The organism is Mesorhizobium sp. NPDC059025 (assembly GCF_042739655.1).
Classification (GTDB): Bacteria; Pseudomonadota; Alphaproteobacteria; order Rhizobiales; family Rhizobiaceae; genus Mesorhizobium.
Genome location: NZ_JBHYIM010000004.1, coordinates 197,409 through 216,578, shown reverse-complemented (window position 1 = coordinate 216,578; position 19,170 = coordinate 197,409). Strand labels below are relative to the sequence as shown.

Sequence of the window (19,170 nt, the reverse complement as noted above, 5' to 3'; positions counted from 1 at the left end):
GGCCCAAAAATCGGAATCGATTTTCGGAAAGCACGATGCGTGGATTCAAACTCCACGACGCGCCACGGCCATCTGGCCGTGGCCGACTTTTTCATTTCGCGACGGAGCACCGGAGCAGCCATGAACCAGGGAAGTTATCCGTTGAAGCCCATGTCCTCGGAAGATTCATCGGACTTCATTGATCTCGACGCCTTGCTGGCGGCAGCGCGCCGGCAGGCTCGGCTGGTCGGCCTGTTCGGGCTGATCGGCCTGGTTCTCGGGGTCGTCTATCTCGTGGCGACACCGCCGCAATACACTTCGGGAACGCGGATCCTCCTCGATGACAGTCTGACCCGTTTTGCCGAAGACAAGCCAGCCCCGCCCGCCGGTCCGCAGGCCGACGCGATGGTGTCATCAGAGGTCGAAATCCTCAAATCCAGCCGTCTCGCCCGCGCCGTCGTGCTGGCAGAGAAACTTCAGGACAACGAAGCTTTCCTCAACCCGCCACGCTCGCCGCTCAGCGCGCTGAAAGCCACGATCAAAAGCGTGGCAGGCTTCTTCTCGTCGCGCTCCGAAGAAGAACCCGGTTCAATACAGGACGCCAAGATCGGTCGCGCCATCGGCATCCTCCAAGACGGGGTCCACGCCGAACGCGTCGGCCGCAGCTTCGTCATTGATCTCTCCTTCACCGCGCCGGATCCCAAGCTGGCCGGCACGATCGCGCGCGCCTATGCCAACGCCTATCTGTCCGATCATCTCGACGCCAATTTCGACGCCACCCAGCGCGCCACGGTATGGCTGCAGGGCCGTCTCGACGAACTGCGCGAAAATTCGCAGAAGGCAGCGCTCGAGGTCGAGCAATTCCGTGCGGCCAACGGGCTGACGGCCGCGCGTGGCGAACTGATGTCGGAACAGCAATTGTCCGATCTCAACAAGCAGGTCATCCTGGCTCAGGCCGATACCGCCAATGCGCTGGCCCGCTACAACCAGTTCAAGGCGATCGTGGACAGCGGACCGGAGAACGCGGTCAAGAACGCCACCATCCCGCAGGAAAAAGGCGCCAGCGGCAGCAACAGCGCCGCCATCAACGAGATGAAGGCGCGCTATCTCAACGTCAGCAAGCGCGAACAGGACATCTCCAGCCGTTTCGGACAGGACCACGCGCAGGCGGTGGCGCTGCGCGCCGAGCAGGCCAACCTGACCAACCAGATCTATGCCGAGTTGCAACGGCTCACCGAAAGCTACCGCAACGAATACCAGGTCGCGAAATCGCGTGAGGATTCGCTGCGCGGCAATGTCGGTGATCTGGCAGGCCAGAATTCGCAGACCGGCCAGGCCCAGGTGAAGCTGCGCGATCTGGAGCAGAAGTCACAGGCACTCAACACGCTCTATCAGGCTTTCCTCGCCCGCTATGAACAAGCGGCGCAACAGCGCTCCTTCCCGATTGCCGAGGCCCGGGTCATCTCGACCGCCGGCAATCCGACCTCGGCTTCCAGCCCGCGCAAGACCATGGTGCTCGGCCTCTCCCTGGTGCTCGGCCTGTTCGCCGGCGCGGCAGCCGGCGCTGTCCAGGAATTCCGCGAGCGCTTCTTCCGCACCGGCGACGACGTGCGCGACGCGCTCGACCTGAACTTCCTCGGCTACCTGCCGGCAATCGGCGGACGCTTCGCCGATGCGCGGCCGCGAGCACAGCCGGCCGCGGATACACCCGCCACCAATCCGCCCAGCCCGGAAACGGTCACGCCGAGGATTCTGAGAGTGGCGATCAACCAGCCTGCCTCCTCCTTTGCCGAGACCTTGCGAAACGTCAAACTGGCCAGCGACGTCGTCCTGCACAGGACCAACGGCAAGGTGATCGGCTTCGTTTCGGTGCTGCCGCGCGAAGGCAAGACCACCACCGCCGCCAACTTCGCGGGACTGCTGGCAGCCAATGGCGCGCGCACCTTGCTGATCGATGCCGACTTGCGCAATCCCGGCCTCAGCCGTGGCCTGTCGCTGACCCCCGACAAGGGCCTGGTCGAGGCGTTGGTCGGCGAACATCGCTGGCAAAGTGCCTGTCTCGTCGATCGCAAGACCAAACTCGTCATCCTCCCCGCAGTGGTGCGCCGGCGCCTGTCCCACACCAGCGAGCTCATCTCAGGCCCGGCGATGGCGGCGCTGCTCGAAGAGGCCCGTAAGTCCTTCGACTATGTCGTGGTCGATCTGCCGCCCCTCGGCCCGGTGGTCGATGCCAAGGCCTTCGCACCGCTGGCCGACGGCTTCGTGCTGGTGGCCGAGTGGGGTGCCACACCGCGCCTGCTCGTGCGCTCCGCCTTGCAGGCGGATCGCCAGATCGCGGCAAAGACACTCGGCGTCGTCTTGAACCGCACCGACATGAAGAAGCTGGCGAGCTACGGCATGTTCGGTGCGGCCGAGCAGTATCTCGATCGCTACGCGTCTTATTATGTCGAGCAGACGGTGACGGAGCCTGAGCCCAACCGTACGGAGCCGGCTTGATCGGGTGACGGCAGCCACCGCATATCCGGCCGGCCGGTCGCGTTCAGTTTTCCTGGGTAAAGTTGCTGAGGTAGCGCCCCTTGTCCTGCCAGATGCGCAGGGCCGTCAAACGGCCGCTGAAGAAGGCGCCGGTATCGAGATTGACACGCATGCCTTCACGGCCCGCCTCCTCGACCGGCGTATGGCCATGCACCACATAGCGCGAAAGCATGTGCGCGCGTTCGAAGAAGGCCGAGCGGATGAAGACGAGATCTTCGTCCGTCTGCTTGTCCAGTGGAACCTCAGGCCGCACGCCGGCATGAACGAAGATATAGCGCGCGGCCTCGACCAGCACCGGCATTGCGCGCAACAGGGCAAAGTGAGCCGGCGATATCGATCTGCGGATGGCGTCGTCGACCTGATCCTGGTCACGAAAGATCTCGATCAGCCGCCGGTGGTCGATACCATACGATTGCAGCGTGCTTTCCGCGCCCATGCGCAGCCATGCGGCAAGACTGGACCGCCCCTCAAGATAGTCGAGCATGGCAAGTTCATGATTGCCGGCCAGGCAGATGCGCTCGACGCCCATTGGCGGATGCGCCGCAAGATGGTCGAGCACCTGCGCCGACGCAGGCCCACGGTCAATATAGTCCCCCAGCATGATGATGAGCTTGCGGCCCGGCAACGTCGCCGCGTCGCGAAGGATCACGTCTTCCAGCACCAGAAGCTCGTCCAGGCAGCCATGGACGTCGCCGATCGCATAGACGACGGTGTCGGTCATATCGAGGCGCAGGCGGGGCAAGCGTGCCCGGGCGCCACCCGTTCTCAGGCCGAGAATGCGTCCGACGCGCTTGATCATCTGGCGTTTTTCATGATTGCCCGGGTTCTGGCGATGGCCCGGCATGACCGCCGGACTGCCTTGTTACCCGGGGTTGTACTTAGAGCGTTTCCGTTTTTCACGGAAACGCGGAAACGCTCTAACACTTTGTTTTTACGCAATTCCGGACGGAAAACCGTTACACACTTTTCCTGGAATTGCTCTAGTGAAGCCGTCAAACGGTCCGAATCCCCTAACCTAGCTTCCGGGCTTCAAAAATCGCCCATTCGCCGCTGCGTCTCTGTGCTCCGCCTCCTGAGAGATCGCACCGCTCGCTGCTCCGTCAATCGGGGCCGATCCCGTCGAGGAGACGAATCTTGAAAAACACTGCGTCCCGCCCCTCGCCTGTCCCGCCGATAGTGTCCGACCGTGTCAGAATTGCGCGCGTCCTGTGCATCTTTTTCATGATGTTCGTTCACGTCCAGCCAGGCATCATGCAAAATATCCAGGACCGCGATACCGCCGTCTTCGATTTTGTCTATTTCATCTTCACACGCATTCTGGGTTTGAGCTCGGTTTCGCTGCTCAGCGTGGTTTCAGGCTATTTCATCGTCGCCAGTCTGCTCAAGACCGATCTGCTCGCGCTGGCACGATCGAAGTTCAGGACACTGATTGTACCCATGGTGGCCTGGAACCTGGTCATGCTGGCGCTGTTGGCTGCATACGGTTTCATGACCGACAAATGGCAGGACATGCCGGATCTGACGATCCTAGGCTGGGCGAACGCACTGTTTGCCGTCACCGAATGGCCGCTCGACGTGCCGTTGTGGTTCCTGCGTGACCTGTTCGTGTGCTGTCTGTTGTCGCCGCTCGTCTATCAGGGGCTGAAGCGCTTCGCACTGCCAACCATGACGCTGCTCGCCGTCTACACGCTGTTCGGCGAAAATCTCTATCTGCTGCAGCGGCCGCAGCTTCTGCTGTTCTTCTCTCTCGGCATGTGGCTGCGCATCGCTGGAACCGATACGACGACGATCGACCGGCTCTCAGCGTATCTGGCGATCGGCCTCACTGTGATGATCGGCATCTTCATCTTCATTCGTCTCGAGAACATCCTGATCGGCGAGATGAACGATCAGCTGCGCATAACGCTCGATACGCTGCTGCGCATCACCATGGCCGGCGGCTTCTGGATGCTGACGGCATTGATCCGGCACTCGGGGTTTGCGGCCACCTTCATACGGCTGGAGCCATACTCATTTGTACTGTTCTGCAGCCACGCGATCCTGTTCAATTTCGCCGGCATCGTCTTTCGGCGGTTTTTCGGCGATTACGGCTCGCCTCTGTTCCCGATCACCTTCTTCACGCTGCCGCTTCTGGCGGTCCTCTGCGCCGTTGTCGGTCTGCAGATGATAAGCCGTTCACCGCCGCTGCTCCTCCTGCTGAACGCCGGCCACGGCGTACCGCCATGGCGAAAGGCGAAGGAGGAAATGCAGGGAGAGCAGGCAGGCGATCGCCGCGACGCTCGCGCCTTATAAGATGATTGGAATAGTCATGTTTTATTGTTATAGAACTCGCGGAAGAAGGCCCGGATAACCACCGCCCGTGATGGAAATAACAACGCTTTACGAAACGGAATATGATCGGCTTCGCTCATATGTAAGGCGCATGGTCCGTAATCCCCATACGGCCGAAGATTTGGTGCAGCAGGCGTTCACGAATTTGATCGGCCGCGACGGCATGTCGAGACCGCCCGACGCGGCTTATGTCATGCGAGCAGTCCGAAATCTGGCCCTCAACTACCTACGAGACTCGGGGCGGCGGGCAGAGATCGAGGTATTTTGCGCCACGGCGGACAACATCGCGGAAATGAAACCGTCGCCGGAGATGGTGGCGCTTTATCGCAGCGAACTCCGCAGGCTTCTCGAAGCCATCGCCCGGCTGCCCAAACGTCGCCGACAGGCTTTCCTGCTCAACAAGATCGAGGGCCTTTCTTACGATGAAATCGCCGGCCGCATGAATATTTCCCGCAATACCGTCATCACGCAGGTGGTTGCTGCCATGGCCGAACTCGATCGCCGGCTGGGTTCGGAATAGCTGCCTTTCATTGGTCTCCCTCTCCAAGGTGTCCTATACAACGCGGGACATGCGAATCCATGAGATCGAGCCGGTGGGCAAAGCAGAGAAAAGCCGGGAAGACAGGCTGACTATGGAGGACGACGAGACCGATCCAGCCTACATGGAAGCGTTGGAATGGTTCGTTCGGATGAAGGACGAGCGTGTCAGCGAGGAGGATCGGCTCGCCTTTCAAAATTGGTTGGCCCTCTCCCCATCCCATCCGGCTGCGTACGACCGCGCCCGAACCTTGTGGGACCGCTTCGACATCGTGAAGCCGGAATATGAGCGGCTGCGGCCATCGGATCGCGTCCATCGCCGAAATTTCCTGATTGGTGGTTTGGTGGCGCTCATCGCCGCCCCAACTGCATACGTGCTGACCCGACCGGATCTGTTCGCTGGATTCACGACGGATATCGCTGAGCGCCGCTCATTCACCCTGCCAGATGGCAGCGCTGTCGAACTTGGCGGCTATTCTGCCCTGTCGCTCGAGTTCACGGATACTGAACGGCGTCTCATCCTGCACAGAGGCCAAGCGTTCTTTCAGGTGATGCCTGATAGAAATCGGCCTTTCATCGTTCAGGCGGCGATGGGGGATATCCAGGCGCTCGGAACGGCGTTCGATGTCAAGATCTTGCTTGATCTTGTCACCGTATCGGTTGTCGAGCACTCGGTGGCGGTCAAGGCGTCCGGGGTAGAGTCCGTCGTTGTCGAGTCCGGTTGGCAGGTAAGCTACGGCGACAACGGCATCCTGCCGGCGACGCAAATCGACGTGCCCGTTGTGCAAGCCTGGCGGCACGACCGCATCGTTTTCGAAGACGCCCCCCTTCGTCGGGTTCTTGCCGAGTTGGAGCGCTACCGTCGCGGCAAGATCATTCTGATGGACAACTCCATCGGTGATATTCCGGTGACGGCAGTCTTCGATACCAGGCACGCCGAAAATGCCCTTCGGACGATCGCGGAAACCCTGCCGATCAGGGTTTTGAACACGGATGGCTACATCGCTGTCGTCTATCGTCGCTGACGCCGATCGTGGCTCAAACCGCCCCGCCTGCGCACGAACCTCAGGAGAACAACTGGCCGCGCCTGTTTGCCGATGGCGCCATGCCGGAATTGGAGCCGCCGGAACAGACCGCCCTGGGCAGGATCACTGGCGTCCGGTATTCGGGGTCTGGAATGACGGAGCATCTTAGTCCGAAGAATCGCTCGATCGCGGTTTCCGTCAGAATATCCGATGGCCTTCCCTGATCGACGACCGTTCCTTGATTGACGACGGCGAGATTGGTTGCGTAACGGGCCGCGAGGGTAAGATCGTGCATGACGGCGACGATCGTTTTACCGGCAGACACAAGGCCTCCGCAAATTTCCAGAATTTCGATCTGGTGTGCAAGATCGAGATATGTGGTCGGTTCGTCCAGAAGAAGGATATCGGTACCCTGAGCCAGAAGCATGGCTAACGATACTCTCTGTTTTTGCCCACCCGACAACTGGTTAACCGGTACCTGTGCTATCGATCGTGTCGACGTCACCACCATGGCTTCCTCCACAGCCGCCGTATCATTGGCAGACCAAGGTCGAAACCATCCGTGGTGAGGGTGGCGCCCACGCCGGACCAGTTCCAGCGGCGTCGCTCCGTCCGGGAATTGTGTCTGTTGCGGCAGCAACCCAACTCTCTTTGCGAACAGGCCACGCTCGAACTGCCCGATGTCCGTGCCGTCGAGAAATGCCTGCCCTGAAGAGGGTGAAAGAAGCTTCGCCAGACATCGCAGCAAGGTGGACTTGCCGGACGCATTCGGCCCGATAATCGCCGAAAAGGCCGCGCGCGGAAAATGCACATTGACGTCGCGCAGGACCGGAGTGCCGCCAGGGGCAGCAAAAAGAGCCTTTGTATGAAGGGCAGGAGAAACAGAATTCACGCCAGTGTTCCTTTGCCATTCCGCCTGCTCCAGAGCAGCATGACGAAATAGACACCTCCCAACGCCGCCGTCATTGCTCCTGTGGGGACGATGCGGGGCAGAAAAAACAGTCGACCGGCAAGATCGCTGCTTAACAGGAACACCCCGCCGAACAGAGCAGAGGCAAGCAACGGGATAGACGCGCCGCCGAGCAGCCAATGGGCGACACGCGGCGCAATCAACGCCACGAACCCGATCGGCCCAGCCACAAAGGTCGCCACGGCAGTCAGAGCCAATCCAACAAGGCCAATCTTCAGCTGTGTTGCAGCGACGTTTTCGCCGAGGCTGGCGGCCCTGTCGTCGCCCAGTTCGAGGATACGCAAGGCGCGCGCGCAGGCCAGCGCCGCAGGCAGCAGCAGACACAGTATCAGCCCGGCCAAGGCAAGCTTGGTGCCATCCACGCCATTCAGCGAGCCCGCTTTCCAGCTGGCTGCCGCCAGTGCCGTATCGAGTTGCGCGGTCATGACGACCCAGTCGTTCAACGCCATGAAGAACGCGCTGACGGCGATGCCGACCAGAATGATGCGCCCCGTGCCGCCGTTCCCGAAGCCGGAGAGACCATAGATGAGCACACCCGCCAGCAGCCCGCCCGCCAAGCTTGCGCCTGCGACCGTCATCTCGGAAGCACCAGCCACCATGGCCAGCAGCGCCCCGCTGAAGGCACCGGAATCGAAGCCGACAATATCGGGACTTCCGAGTGGGTTGCGCAACAATGTCTGGAACAGTGCTCCTGCCATGCCGAGCGCCATTCCGGCGAGTATCGCGGCAGCGACGCGCGGCGCCCGCCATTCCACCACGACGAGCCTGATGCGCGGGTCGCCTTCGCCGAACAGGGCGGCCGCCACCTGATGCAGGCTGACCGACAGTGTGCCCGTCGCAAGGGCCGCGATGGCCAACCCCAGGCCTGCAGCAATGAAAAACATCACCCATCCCGCCTTGCGCGGGAAATCCTGGGAGAAATGTCTCTCGGTTAGCTGTCGCATTATCCGTCCTCTAAGCGCCCAGCGACAGCTGCCGCTTTCGCGCTACGAAAATGAGGAATGGCGCACCCAGAACGGCGATCACCACACTTATGGGAATTTCGTTCGGTGCGGCGGCTGTGCGCGCAACGGTATCCGCCAGGATCACCAGTTCGGCACCGATGAACGCCGCAAGGGCGAGCGTGACGCCTTCGCTCGCATGCACCACTCGCCGCGCAACATGCGGCGCCGCGAGCCCGATGAAAGCAATGGGTCCGCTGATTGCCGTCGAACTTCCTGCCAGCAGCATGACGGCGATGAGACTTATGAACCGTGTCCGGTTTACCGATATACCAAGCGAGGTTGCACGATCCTCGCCGAGGGCGATCAGGCCGATGCGTGGCGCAAGCCATATCGCCAGGAGAAATCCGAGGCCGAGCATCCAGATTGAATTCATGACGTTTTCCGGCGTCGCTGCCGCCAATGAGGCGGCGCGCCAGGTGCGGATCAGGTCAAAACGTTCCGGATCGGCCAGAGCAATCGCCTGGGTAAGGCCAAAGCAAAAGGCGCCGACGGCGATACCGGCCAGTGTCAGCCGCATCGGGGTGGGGATACCCGCCAGAGCCTGCACGGTGAAGGCGGCAAGACCCGCGCCGACGGCCGCGAGCCAGAAAGGGGAAGAAACGACGTCGGTTCCTAGAATGCCGGTTCCGACGACGATCGCCAGTGCCGCTCCGGCATTGAGGCCAAGCAGGCCAGGATCCCCAAGGGGATTGCGGGTGACGGACTGTATGATGCCGCCCGACACCGCCAGCGCAGCACCCACCAGTACGGCAAGCGCGACGCGGGGCACTCTTATGTCCCAGAAAATGAGCAGCGTTTCATCTTCCCCCCGGCCGCTTAACGCTTCGAGAATAGCCCCGAGAGGCAGGTGGCGGGCCCCGGTGGAGAGGCCGAGCAAGGCCGTCGCCGACAGAACGATGCCAAAGCAAAGGAAAACGAGGATCACCCGGAGGTTTCTGCCGTCAAGCGACCTCATCACGTCTGTCCTCTGGCAAGCAGACCACGCCAGCCTTCGGCCAGATAACGTGCGGTGTAGACCGAACCGAATACGCAATTTCCTTTCATGACGTGAATTCGGCCCGCACGGACGGCCGGCAACCGTTGCCACAATGGCTCCGCCGACAATTCGCGCGCCGCGCCATTGCCAAAATCGATCAGCAAAATCGCGTCAACGTCGCCAAAGACGTCTCCGAAACACTCCAGTGTCACCTCGCCATTGGGGCCAAGCCGTTCCGCACCGATTTCGCGTCCGCCCAGTTCCGAAAGGACCTGCGCCGGCATGACGAGGCCATAGCTCGTACCTTGGCTACAGACCATCGCGCGGCGTTTGACGGGATCGTAGTAGAGCGCGGCGAAACGCAGGTTCGCCAGCGCATGGGCGTGGGCTTTCCGGATATCCTCGATCAAGCTGCCGTGTTCGCGCAGGCGTTGCTGGACCATTGGCGTTTTGCCAAGCCAGTCACCGAGGCGTTGCAGGTTGACCTGCCATGTTTGAAGGTGATTGGAAGGCAGGACCGGGGCAATGGACGACAGCCGGACCAACGGCCACCAATCGGAATTTGGCGATGAATCCGGGCACAAAATCAGATCCGGCGCCAACATCAGTATCTGTTCGAGGTCCGGTGGCGCTGTCAGCATCGGCACGCTGCCGGGCACAGGAACCCAGGGCCGTGCGCGGCTGTGGCTATAACCTATGACCGGCAGATCCAGCGCCAGGGCTGCTTCCAGACTGATGCGGGAATCGATCGCCAACACGCGCTGTGGATGAGCCGGAATATCCACATGCCCCAGGGATGTCTCGACCCTCCGCTGCTCATTCGAGGCGTATAGTGGTGTCGTCGACAGGGCGATGGACGCCCCACCGGCCAAAAACGCGCGTCGCGAAAGACGAGGCATCTCGGTTAGGCTGCGTCAAAACTTGAAGGTAGTCGAAATGGTCAAGGCTCGAGGCGCACTCGGGTAGAGCAGATTAAAACCAGGGAAGGTGCTCCAATACGCTTCGTTGAAGACGTTTGTGAGGTTTGCCTGGAAGACGATCGGCTGAGCGTTCGCCCGCTCCCAGGTATAGCGCGCGCCGAGGTCGAAAGTATTCCATCCGGAGATTTTTTGCAGGTTGGCCGCATCGACATAGGATGAACCCGACGAGTTCATGCGTGCCGACAAGGTCAGGTTGGGGAGGAAGCTTGGATCCCATTCTAGTCCGAGCGCAACGGTGTAGTCCGGCGCGCCGGCAGCCTTCCTTCCATCATAGAGACCGTCCGCCGTCTTTGTCGCCTTCGTGTCGAGAAGGACAAGCCCGCCGAGAACGCGAAGCGACGGCGTGATTTCGCCCGCAACGTTCAATTCAACGCCGCGATAGACGGTTTCGCCGTCGGCCGTGAATGTGTTGTTGGCGCTGTTGGCGATACCGGAAGCCTGTGTGGTCTGGAAGACGCTCAGTGTCGTGAGAACATTGCCCCAGTCGATCTTGACGCCGGCCTCGTATTGCTCCGTCACATAAGGAGACAGGACTTCGCCGCGATTGGAATAGGTATCCGGCACGGTCTGGCCCGCGCTGAGACCCTCGATATAGCTTGCATAGAGAGTGGTGTTGTCCCACGGCTTCACGGCAACACCGATGACGGGGGTCAGGGCGTCGCTTTCATACGAACCCGTCTGGGCTCCGGTCACGACGTTGAAATTCTCGACCTCGACATATTGCTTGCGCAACCCCAGCGTCAGCTGAAGCCTTTCATCGAATACGGAAAGCGTGTCGGAAAGCGCTAAGCTGGTGAAGGTCGTCTTGCTTTGCGGACCGATCGGCGTATCGATGATGGTCGGCGCGGGCGCAAAGACCGGATTGTAGATATTGGATTGTGTCACCGAAAGAACGCTGGTGGCCGCCGAATTCCGGTCGGCGCGGTAACCGTTCGCCGAAAGCGTGATCTCATGCGAGACCGCACCTGTGTCCAAATTGGCGCGCAGGCCGGCTTCGCCGGATCGGCGGTGAATGTCGATCAGATAGCGACGGCCGGTTGCAGTGAAGTTGCCATTGGGCATAAGGCCGGTACCGGCCTCGACCGCCTGATCCCAATCCATCGAACTCAGACCGCCTTTGGCGTAAACGCTGAGACTGTCGGAAATGTCCAACTCGGCCGAAACAGCACCGTACCTGTCGGTAAAGTCGCTGTAGTTCCATGGCGACACCCAACCCTTTTCGGGCTTTGGTGGACGCGCCAGCGGAACACCGGCCGCGGCAATCACGGTATTGTTCATTCGCTCGGTCTTGAGCACCTGCTGGCCGAGATCCACGGCAAATCGAAACCGTTCGCCCTTGTAGTCGAGCGCGAGCGTTCCATTCGCCAATTCTTGCGCCTGGTCTGAAATCGGCGTGTCGCCGTTGCGATAGAGGATGTTGGCGCGCGCGCCCCATTCCTTGCCATCGCCGAAACGGCGCCCGATATCGAGATGTCCGCCGAACTGACTGTCGGTGGCGTAGGTGGTGGTAAATTGCGTCAGAGGCGTATCCCCGGCGCGTTTGGGCACGAGATTGATCACACCGCCAACACCGCTTGGCGAAAGACCGCCCAGGAAGGCACCAGGTCCCTTCAGGACCTCAACACGTTCGATGCCCGCAAGAGTGGTCTGGCCATTCGGCGCTACGCCAAACAGTCCGTTATACGCAAGGGCGCCGTTGCCGACCTGGACACCACGTATGATGAAATAGTTGCTGTTGCCGACATTGGTGGGCTCAACATTGCTGATGGCTGGATCGTTTTTGACGACGTCGGCAACGGATTGCGAATTCTGGTTCTCAATCAATTTCGATGTGTAGCTCGTGACGGTGAACGGCGTGCTCATCACGTCGCGATTGCCGAGAACACCGAGCGCTGCTCCGGTCGCGATCTGGCCCCCGGCGTAAACGGGAGGCGCGTTCCAGTTATCGATGCGTTCGAGGAGGATCGTATCAAGCAGCGTCGATTTCTCCGCGGCGACTTCGCCACTGCCCGCCGCCGGGTTTGGGCCGCTGATCGTTACGACATTGCTGCTGATACGGTGGCTAAGTCCGGATCCAGCAAGCAACTGTGCAATCGCCTCGTTGCGGGTAAAGGATCCCCGCAAGCCAGGAGAGTTTTTCCCCCGCACAAGATTGGCGTCGAAGAAAAGCTGGACGCCGGCCACGCCGGAATAGGCTATGAGCGCCTTGGACAAGGATTGAGAGGGAATGTTGAAGGAGATCTTTCCGGCACGAGACGTCGTCTGGGTTGACTGCGCATAAGCAGGGATTGAACAAGGCACCAGACTTGCGACAACAGCCGTCCATATCGCCAGAGACGGGATCAAAGCTGTTTTCCGCTTATGCTCGCTGCTTTCGCTTGCGTGACTGTCCTTGTGTCCCGACGCTCGTTCGGCCTGCATTGCCCGATCCCCATGTCAAAGAGCCCGCGAAGCGGGTTCCGATGTCCCTGCGAGAGCCGTTCGCCAACGTGCCCTCATAATGTTAGACACCTGGGAACGCCCATCTAATGATCGCAGGAACTGAACTGTCCGGTTTCCGCGTCGCGGGGCCCTCGTCCTCTCGCGTCTCTGGGAATGTGCCTCTGTGCAAGCGGCCCAAGCCTGCGCGGGGGGATCGCCCAGGCGGCCTGCTTGTCCGGGTGAGTGCCTAACGGAAAGCGTCGAGAACGGCGCTTGTCTGCGTCGTGTGCCGGTGCACATTGCCTGACATGTCCGGGCACCATCGCTGCTTGTGCCGCTCAACGCTGCTGCAGCCTGCCATCATGGTGCAAGGTCGGGCCGGTCGAAAAAGGCGACAGGGACCAATTGTCTCCGTGCCGACTCCTGATCTGGAGGTCGGGATCACACCGCCCTTCCGCCTTCCTGCGGAAGGGCGGCGTGATTGATAATCAGACGTCTGCCTTGAACGTCTGGCGCTGGCTGCCGAGCCCTTCGATGCCGAGTTCGACGACGTCGCCGTCCTTGAGATAGCGCGGCGGCTTCATGCCCATGCCGACGCCAGGCGGCGTACCGGTGGAGATGATGTCGCCGGGCTGCAGGCTCATGAACTGCGACAGGTAGGAGACGAGGAAGGCGACGCCGTAGACCATTGTCCTGGTCGAGCCGTTCTGCATTGTCTCGCCATTCACGGTGAGCCACATCTTGAGATCCTGCGGATTCTTGACCTCATCCTTGGTCACCAGCCATGGCCCGGTCGGCCCGAAGGTGTCGCAGCTCTTGCCCTTGGTCCATTGCCCGGAACGCTCGGTCTGGAACGCACGCTCCGACACGTCGTGGGCGACGCAGTAGCCGGCGACATAATCCAGCGCCTCGGCTTCCGGGACGTATTTCGCGGTCTTTCCGATGACGACGGCGAGTTCGACTTCCCAGTCGGTCTTCTGCGACCCACGCGGGATCAGCACATCGTCATCCGGCCCGACAATGGCAGAGGTCGCCTTCATGAACACCACCGGCTCCGGCGGTACCTGCAGGCCGGACTCGGCAGCATGGTCGGCATAGTTGAGACCAATGCAGATGAACTTGCCGGTGCCGGACACGCAGGGACCGAAGCGCGGCTTGCCTGGTACCGCCGGCAGCGTCTTCGGATCGAGCCTGGCAAGGATCGCAAGCGACGCCGGATCCAGCGCCTTGCCGCCGACATCGGCGACATGGCCGGACAGATCGCGGAGCGTGCCTTCCGCGTCGATGAGGCCGGGCTTTTCGGCGCCGGCAGCGCCATAACGAACAAGTTTCATGCAATCCTCCAGTTCAATGCAAGGCAGTGACGGCAATCCCGGCAAAAGTGCGCAACGGTTTGCGTCCGGAATTTTCTGAAAACAAGACTCAGACCGTCCAGCCACCGTCGATGGCGTAAGCCTGGCCGGTGGTGTAGGTGGCGCCGGCCAGATGCACGGCAAGCGCTGCGATCTCTTCCGGCGTGCCGAGCCTTCCGGTGGGCTGGCGTGCCAGGAAGGCGGCGCGCGCGGCTTCATAATCGCCTTGCGCACGCATGCGCCCTTCCAGTGAGGGACTGTCGACGGTGCCCGGACAGATGGCGTTGCAGCGGATACCCCTGGTGATGAAATCCGCCGCCACCGCCTTGGTCAGCCCGATCACCGCCGCTTTGGTCAGGCCATAGACGAAACGGTTCGGCACGCCCTTGATGCTGGAGGCCACCGACGACATGTTGATGATCGCGCCGTCTCCGCGCTCGAGCATGCCCGGCAATGCCGCCTGTATGGTTCGGACCATCGCCTTGACGTTGAGGTCGAAGGCGAAGTCGAGATCGCCGTCCTTCATCTCCAGAACGGAGCCGGAATGGACAAAGCCGGCGCAATTGAACAGCACGTCGACGCGGCCGATCTGCGCGAAAGCCTGCTTGACCGCATCATCATCGAGAACGTCCAGCCTGCGAACGCTGATGCCTTTTATTCCGGACAATTCGGCGAGCAGCGGTTCATTGATATCGGTAGCCACGACGCTTGCACCGGCCTCGGCGAAGGCGATCGCGCTTGCTCGCCCGATACCTTGCGCGGCTGCGGTTACGACCACCGTCTTGCCGTCGAGTGAACCCATCGTCTTGTCTTCCTCCTCTCCGGTTGAGCCGCAGCCAGCAATCTTGCAGCCTCTGCACCGGGACCGCACCTTAGGGAAGGGCACTTGCCTTGACCACTGCGTCTTGTCGCGCAGGCGGCAAAAAAGCTTCCCGCCAAGAAGCATTTCCTTCCCGCCTGAATGATGCTCTCATGGCCGAAGCAGGGCGCGCTTTCGCCGCCACAGTCAGGGAAGCGCGACATGATCTTCGATACCCATCTGCACCTGATCGACAGGCATGCGCTGCGATACCCGTGGCTCGGCAACGTACCCGCGCTCAACCGCGACTTCTCGCATGAAGAATACGCGACCGAGGCACGCCGCGCCGGCATCGAGGGCGCCTTCCATATGGAGGTGGATGTCGACCCTGACGACATCGAGACGGAAACCGCTCACTTGAAGGCGTTGGCGACGCGCCAGGGCAGTCTCCTGAGAGGTGCCATCGCCTCCTGTCGTCCGGAAGAAGAGGGCTTTCCCGCCTATCTGGAACGTGTTCGGACAGACCCTTTCGTCAAGGGTTTTCGCCGCGTTCTCCACGTCGTGCCAGACGACGTCTCCGAAGGCGCTTTGTTTCGCGATAACATCAAACGGATAGGCGGCGGCCTTACCTTCGACCTTTGTGTGCAGCCGCATCAGATCCCGAAGGCCATCGCATTGGCCGACCTGGCGCCCGAAACAACGTTCGTGCTCGACCATTGCGGCGTGCCCGATATCAAGGCCAAGGCCGAACACCCATGGCGGGACCATATCGCCGAAATTTCCCGCCGGCCGAATGTGGTGGCCAAGATCTCCGGCATCGTTGCCTATGCCGATCCCGATGCTTGGACGGTCGAGACTTTACGGCCCTACGCCGAGCACGTCATCGGGCGCTTCGGCTGGGATCGGGTGATCTGGGGCAGCGATTGGCCGGTCTGCACGCTGGGCGGCGGTCTCTCGACCTGGGTCGCCGCCACTCACGCCCTGCTGGCCGGCGCAAGCATCGACGAACGGCAGAAGCTGCTGTCGGCCAATGCCAAGCGCATCTGGAAGGTTTAGCTCTGCCAGCCGCACGTGTCGGGAGCGCTGGGCGACCGCGTTCCCCGAAGCTTTGGTCACGAGCCTGCGGCCAACAAAAAAGCCGGGCTGAAGCCCGGCTTTTCAGTGTTGAAAACTCAAACCATCAGGCAGGCAGGATAGCGCCTTCCAGCGTCGTGAGCTGGTGCAGGAACTGCTCAGCCTTGGAGCGCGACGCATCATCCTTGGCATCGGCGATGTCCTCGCGCGCTTCCTGGATGCGACGGGCGATGTCTGCACGATCGATATCTTCGACGGCGACAGCCGATTCCGCCAGCAGCGTGCAGCCCGAAGGCAGGATGTCGGCGAAACCGCCGAACACCACGAAGCGCTGGACGTTACCGGAAGCCGGCTTCACCGTAACGACGCCCGGCTTGATGGTGGTCATCACCGGAGCATGCTCCGCCATCACGGTCATCTCGCCTTCCGCACCGGGAATGACGACGGACTCGACCTCTTCCGAGACAAGCAGGCGCTCGGGCGAGACCAGTTCGAATTTGAAAGCTTTAGCCATGTCGTCTCACAAACGCTCGGAACGAAACGCGCGGACGACACGTCCGCGCGGTTGTTTTCTTGCGATCAGGCCGCTTCGGCGGCCAGACGCTGGGCCTTCTCGACCGCCTCGTCGATGTTGCCGACCATGTAGAAGGCAGCTTCCGGCAGGTGGTCGTAGTCACCGTCGCAAAGACCCTTGAAGCCCTTGATGGTGTCGGCGAGATCGACCAGCTTGCCAGGCGCACCCGTGAACACTTCGGCGACGAAGAACGGCTGCGACAGGAAGCGCTCGATCTTGCGGGCGCGAGCGACGGTCTGCTTGTCCTCTTCGGACAGTTCGTCCATGCCCAGGATGGCGATGATGTCCTGCAGCGACTTGTAGCGCTGGAGGATCGACTGCACCTGACGGGCAACCTGGTAGTGCTCTTCACCCACGATCAGCGGGTCAAGCATGCGCGAGGTCGAGTCGAGCGGATCCACCGCAGGATAGATGCCCTTTTCCGAGATGGCGCGGTTCAACACCGTCGTCGCATCAAGGTGCGCAAACGAGGTTGCCGGCGCCGGGTCGGTCAAGTCGTCGGCGGGCACATAGATGGCCTGCACCGAGGTGATCGAACCCTTGGTCGTGGTGGTGATGCGTTCCTGCAGCGCGCCCATGTCGGTGGCAAGCGTCGGCTGATAACCCACCGCCGAAGGAATACGGCCGAGCAGAGCCGACACTTCCGAACCCGCCTGGGTGAAGCGGAAGATGTTGTCGACGAAGAACAGCACGTCCTGACCCTGGTCGCGGAAATATTCGGCAACCGTCAGACCGGTCAGAGCGACGCGAGCGCGGGCTCCCGGCGGCTCGTTCATCTGGCCGTACACGAGTGCTGCCTTCGAGCCTTCACCGCCGCCCTTCTTGTTGACGCCCGATTCGATGAACTCGTGATAGAGGTCGTTGCCTTCGCGGGTGCGCTCGCCGACACCGGCGAACACCGAATAGCCGCCGTGCGCCTTGGCGACGTTGTTGATCAGTTCCTGGATGAGAACGGTCTTGCCGACGCCGGCGCCGCCGAACAGGCCGATCTTGCCGCCGCGGGCGTAGGGAGCGAGCAGGTCGAGAACCTTGATGCCGGTGACGAGGATCTGTGCCTCCGTCGACTGGTCGACATAGGCCGGTGCCGGCTGGTGGATGGCGCGAATCTCGACGCCCTTCACAGGACCGGCTTCGTCAACCGGCTCGCCGATGACGTTGATGATGCGGCCGAGCATGCCCGGGCCGACCGGAACCGAGATCGGAGCGCCGGTGTCATAGACCAGCTGGCCACGCACCAGACCTTCGGTGGAGTCCATGGCGATGCAGCGCACGGTGTTTTCACCGAGGTGCTGGGCGACTTCGAGAACCAGGCGGTTGCCGACGTTCTCGGTTTCCAGCGCGTTCAGAATCGCCGGCAGATGGTTGTCGAACTGCACGTCGACAACGGCGCCGATGACCTGGCGAACCCTGCCGGCGGCACCGGTGGCCTTGACCGCAGCGGTCTTGGCCGGAGCCTTCGTTGCCGCAGCCGCCTTTGCCGGAGCCGCTGCCTTGGCAGGAGCAGCCGTCTTCGCTGGTGCCGCAGCCTTGGCCGGAGCGGCCGCCGCCTTCTTTGCCGGAGCGGCCTTTGCCTCCGCCGGCGCCTTGGAAGCAGCCGCGGCCTTCGCCGGTGCCTCCTTCTTCGGGGTCGCTGCTTTCGCCATCGTGTTTACCCTTTTCCGTCCGTTTGGTTACCGCGTGCTCCGAGCGAAGGCCGCCTGCCTTCGCGGTTCACGCTTAGAGCGCCTCGGCGCCCGAAATGATTTCGATCAGTTCCTTGGTGATCTGCGCCTGGCGCTGGCGGTTGTACGTGATCGACAGTCTGTTGATCATGTCGCCCGCGTTGCGCGTCGCATTGTCCATCGCGCTCATCTTGGCGCCCATCTCACCGGCTGCGTTTTCCAGCAACGCCCGGAAGATCTGCACCGCGATGTTGCGCGGGATGAGGTCGGAGAGGATTTCGCCCGGCTCCGGCTCGTATTCGTAGACAGCGGCACCGTTGGCGGCTTCGCCCGAGGTTTCTGCTGCCGCAGGAATGATCTGCTGCGCGGTCGGAATCTGGCTGATCACCGACTTGAAGTTCGAATAGAACAGCGTGCAGACGTCGAACTGACCGTCATTGAACAGGCCGATCACCTTCTTGGCGATGGCGTCTGCGTTCACGAAGCTCAGCGTACGCACTTCGCGCAGGTCGACGCGATCGATGATCAGCGAAGCATAGTCGCGACGCAGGATGTCGAAGCCTTTCTTGCCGACGCAGATGATCTTCACCTGCTTGCCGGCCGAGAGAAGTTTGCGGACATGGTCGCGAGCCAGACGCGCGATCTGCGAATTGAAGCCGCCGCACAGGCCGCGCTCGGCCGTGCAGACGACGAGCAGATGCACGTCGTCCTTGCCCGTGCCGGTCATCAGCGCAGGAGCGTCACCGCCGCCGCCGACAGCCTGGGTGATGTTGGCCAGCACCGCGCCCATCCGCTCGGAATAGGGACGCGCCGCTTCCGCGGCCTCCTGGGCACGACGCAGCTTCGCCGCGGCGACCATCTGCATCGCCTTGGTGATCTTCTGCGTCGCCTTGACGGAGGCGATGCGGTTACGAAGGTCTTTTAGTGAAGGCATGCTTCAAACCCGGTCCCG

General features: G+C 61.6%; 16 protein-coding genes. 5 read left to right on the top strand and 11 right to left on the bottom strand.

The features are described from left to right. The first annotated feature begins 120 nt into the window (after nucleotides 1-120). A complete protein-coding gene (locus ACFWYE_RS12305) occupies nucleotides 121-2,475 on the top strand; it encodes a polysaccharide biosynthesis tyrosine autokinase (RefSeq protein WP_379111651.1) in 2,355 nt (784 codons plus the stop codon). Nucleotides 2,476-2,518: 43 nt separating this feature from the next. On the opposite strand, the gene ACFWYE_RS12300 is transcribed toward ACFWYE_RS12305, so the two are convergent. Next, nucleotides 2,519-3,313 (bottom strand): metallophosphoesterase family protein, encoded by a 795-nt coding sequence (locus tag ACFWYE_RS12300; RefSeq protein WP_379111649.1) that lies wholly within the window; start codon nucleotides 3,311-3,313, stop codon nucleotides 2,519-2,521. A gap of 377 nt (nucleotides 3,314-3,690) precedes the next feature. Between ACFWYE_RS12300 and ACFWYE_RS12295 the strand changes: the two genes are divergently transcribed. The 3 genes from ACFWYE_RS12295 to ACFWYE_RS12285 all read left to right on the top strand — a co-directional run bounded on the left by ACFWYE_RS12295 (nucleotide 3,691) and on the right by ACFWYE_RS12285 (nucleotide 6,407). Continuing rightward, nucleotides 3,691-4,806 carry an acyltransferase gene (locus ACFWYE_RS12295; RefSeq protein WP_379111975.1) on the top strand — a complete coding sequence of 372 codons (1,116 nt, stop codon included), beginning with the start codon at nucleotides 3,691-3,693 and terminating at the stop codon, nucleotides 4,804-4,806. 70 nt (nucleotides 4,807-4,876) lie between these two features. After that, complete coding sequence (locus ACFWYE_RS12290; RefSeq protein ID WP_379111973.1) at nucleotides 4,877-5,365, top strand: RNA polymerase sigma factor; 489 nt, start codon at nucleotides 4,877-4,879, stop codon at nucleotides 5,363-5,365. Nucleotides 5,366-5,414: 49 nt separating this feature from the next. Then, on the top strand, nucleotides 5,415-6,407 hold the full coding sequence (locus tag ACFWYE_RS12285; RefSeq protein WP_379111648.1) for a FecR family protein: 993 nt from the start codon (nucleotides 5,415-5,417) through the stop codon (nucleotides 6,405-6,407). A 40-nt stretch (nucleotides 6,408-6,447) separates the two neighbouring features. Here the strand turns inward: ACFWYE_RS12285 and ACFWYE_RS12280 are convergent, their stop codons facing one another. From ACFWYE_RS12280 to ACFWYE_RS12250, 7 genes are all read right to left on the bottom strand, one after another. Then, complete coding sequence (locus ACFWYE_RS12280; protein ID WP_379111646.1) at nucleotides 6,448-7,299, bottom strand: ABC transporter ATP-binding protein; 852 nt, start codon at nucleotides 7,297-7,299, stop codon at nucleotides 6,448-6,450. Continuing rightward, nucleotides 7,296-8,321, bottom strand: coding sequence for a FecCD family ABC transporter permease (locus ACFWYE_RS12275; RefSeq protein WP_379111644.1), 1,026 nt, complete (start codon nucleotides 8,319-8,321; stop codon nucleotides 7,296-7,298). Before ACFWYE_RS12275 ends, ACFWYE_RS12280 begins: the two co-directional genes overlap by 4 nt. Nucleotides 8,322-8,331: 10 nt before the next feature. Further along, the gene (locus ACFWYE_RS12270) at nucleotides 8,332-9,336 is read right to left on the bottom strand and encodes a FecCD family ABC transporter permease (protein ID WP_379111642.1); all 1,005 of its coding nucleotides are present in this window, start codon (nucleotides 9,334-9,336) and stop codon (nucleotides 8,332-8,334) included. Continuing rightward, nucleotides 9,336-10,256: a hypothetical protein gene (locus ACFWYE_RS12265; RefSeq protein WP_379111640.1), complete on the bottom strand. Its 921-nt coding sequence runs from the start codon at nucleotides 10,254-10,256 to the stop codon at nucleotides 9,336-9,338. The genes ACFWYE_RS12270 and ACFWYE_RS12265 overlap by 1 nt, the downstream gene beginning before the upstream one ends. Nucleotides 10,257-10,271: 15 nt before the next feature. Beyond that, nucleotides 10,272-12,758 (bottom strand): TonB-dependent siderophore receptor, encoded by a 2,487-nt coding sequence (locus ACFWYE_RS12260; protein ID WP_379111639.1) that lies wholly within the window; start codon nucleotides 12,756-12,758, stop codon nucleotides 10,272-10,274. Nucleotides 12,759-13,246: 488 nt separating this feature from the next. Further along, nucleotides 13,247-14,092: a fumarylacetoacetate hydrolase family protein gene (locus ACFWYE_RS12255; RefSeq protein WP_379111638.1), complete on the bottom strand. Its 846-nt coding sequence runs from the start codon at nucleotides 14,090-14,092 to the stop codon at nucleotides 13,247-13,249. Nucleotides 14,093-14,180: 88 nt separating this feature from the next. Continuing rightward, nucleotides 14,181-14,912 carry an SDR family oxidoreductase gene (locus ACFWYE_RS12250; RefSeq protein WP_379111637.1) on the bottom strand — a complete coding sequence of 244 codons (732 nt, stop codon included), beginning with the start codon at nucleotides 14,910-14,912 and terminating at the stop codon, nucleotides 14,181-14,183. Nucleotides 14,913-15,131: 219 nt separating this feature from the next. Between ACFWYE_RS12250 and ACFWYE_RS12245 the strand changes: the two genes are divergently transcribed. After that, nucleotides 15,132-15,965 (top strand): amidohydrolase family protein, encoded by an 834-nt coding sequence (locus tag ACFWYE_RS12245; protein ID WP_379111635.1) that lies wholly within the window; start codon nucleotides 15,132-15,134, stop codon nucleotides 15,963-15,965. 124 nt (nucleotides 15,966-16,089) lie between these two features. On the opposite strand, the gene ACFWYE_RS12240 is transcribed toward ACFWYE_RS12245, so the two are convergent. From ACFWYE_RS12240 to ACFWYE_RS12230, 3 genes are all read right to left on the bottom strand, one after another. Then, on the bottom strand, nucleotides 16,090-16,497 hold the full coding sequence (locus tag ACFWYE_RS12240) for a F0F1 ATP synthase subunit epsilon (RefSeq protein ID WP_379111633.1): 408 nt from the start codon (nucleotides 16,495-16,497) through the stop codon (nucleotides 16,090-16,092). A gap of 65 nt (nucleotides 16,498-16,562) precedes the next feature. Then, nucleotides 16,563-18,200, bottom strand: coding sequence for a F0F1 ATP synthase subunit beta (gene atpD, locus ACFWYE_RS12235; protein WP_379111631.1), 1,638 nt, complete (start codon nucleotides 18,198-18,200; stop codon nucleotides 16,563-16,565). Nucleotides 18,201-18,273: 73 nt separating this feature from the next. Continuing rightward, complete coding sequence (locus ACFWYE_RS12230) at nucleotides 18,274-19,152, bottom strand: F0F1 ATP synthase subunit gamma (RefSeq protein ID WP_379065542.1); 879 nt, start codon at nucleotides 19,150-19,152, stop codon at nucleotides 18,274-18,276. Between the last annotated feature and the right edge of the window lie 18 nt (nucleotides 19,153-19,170).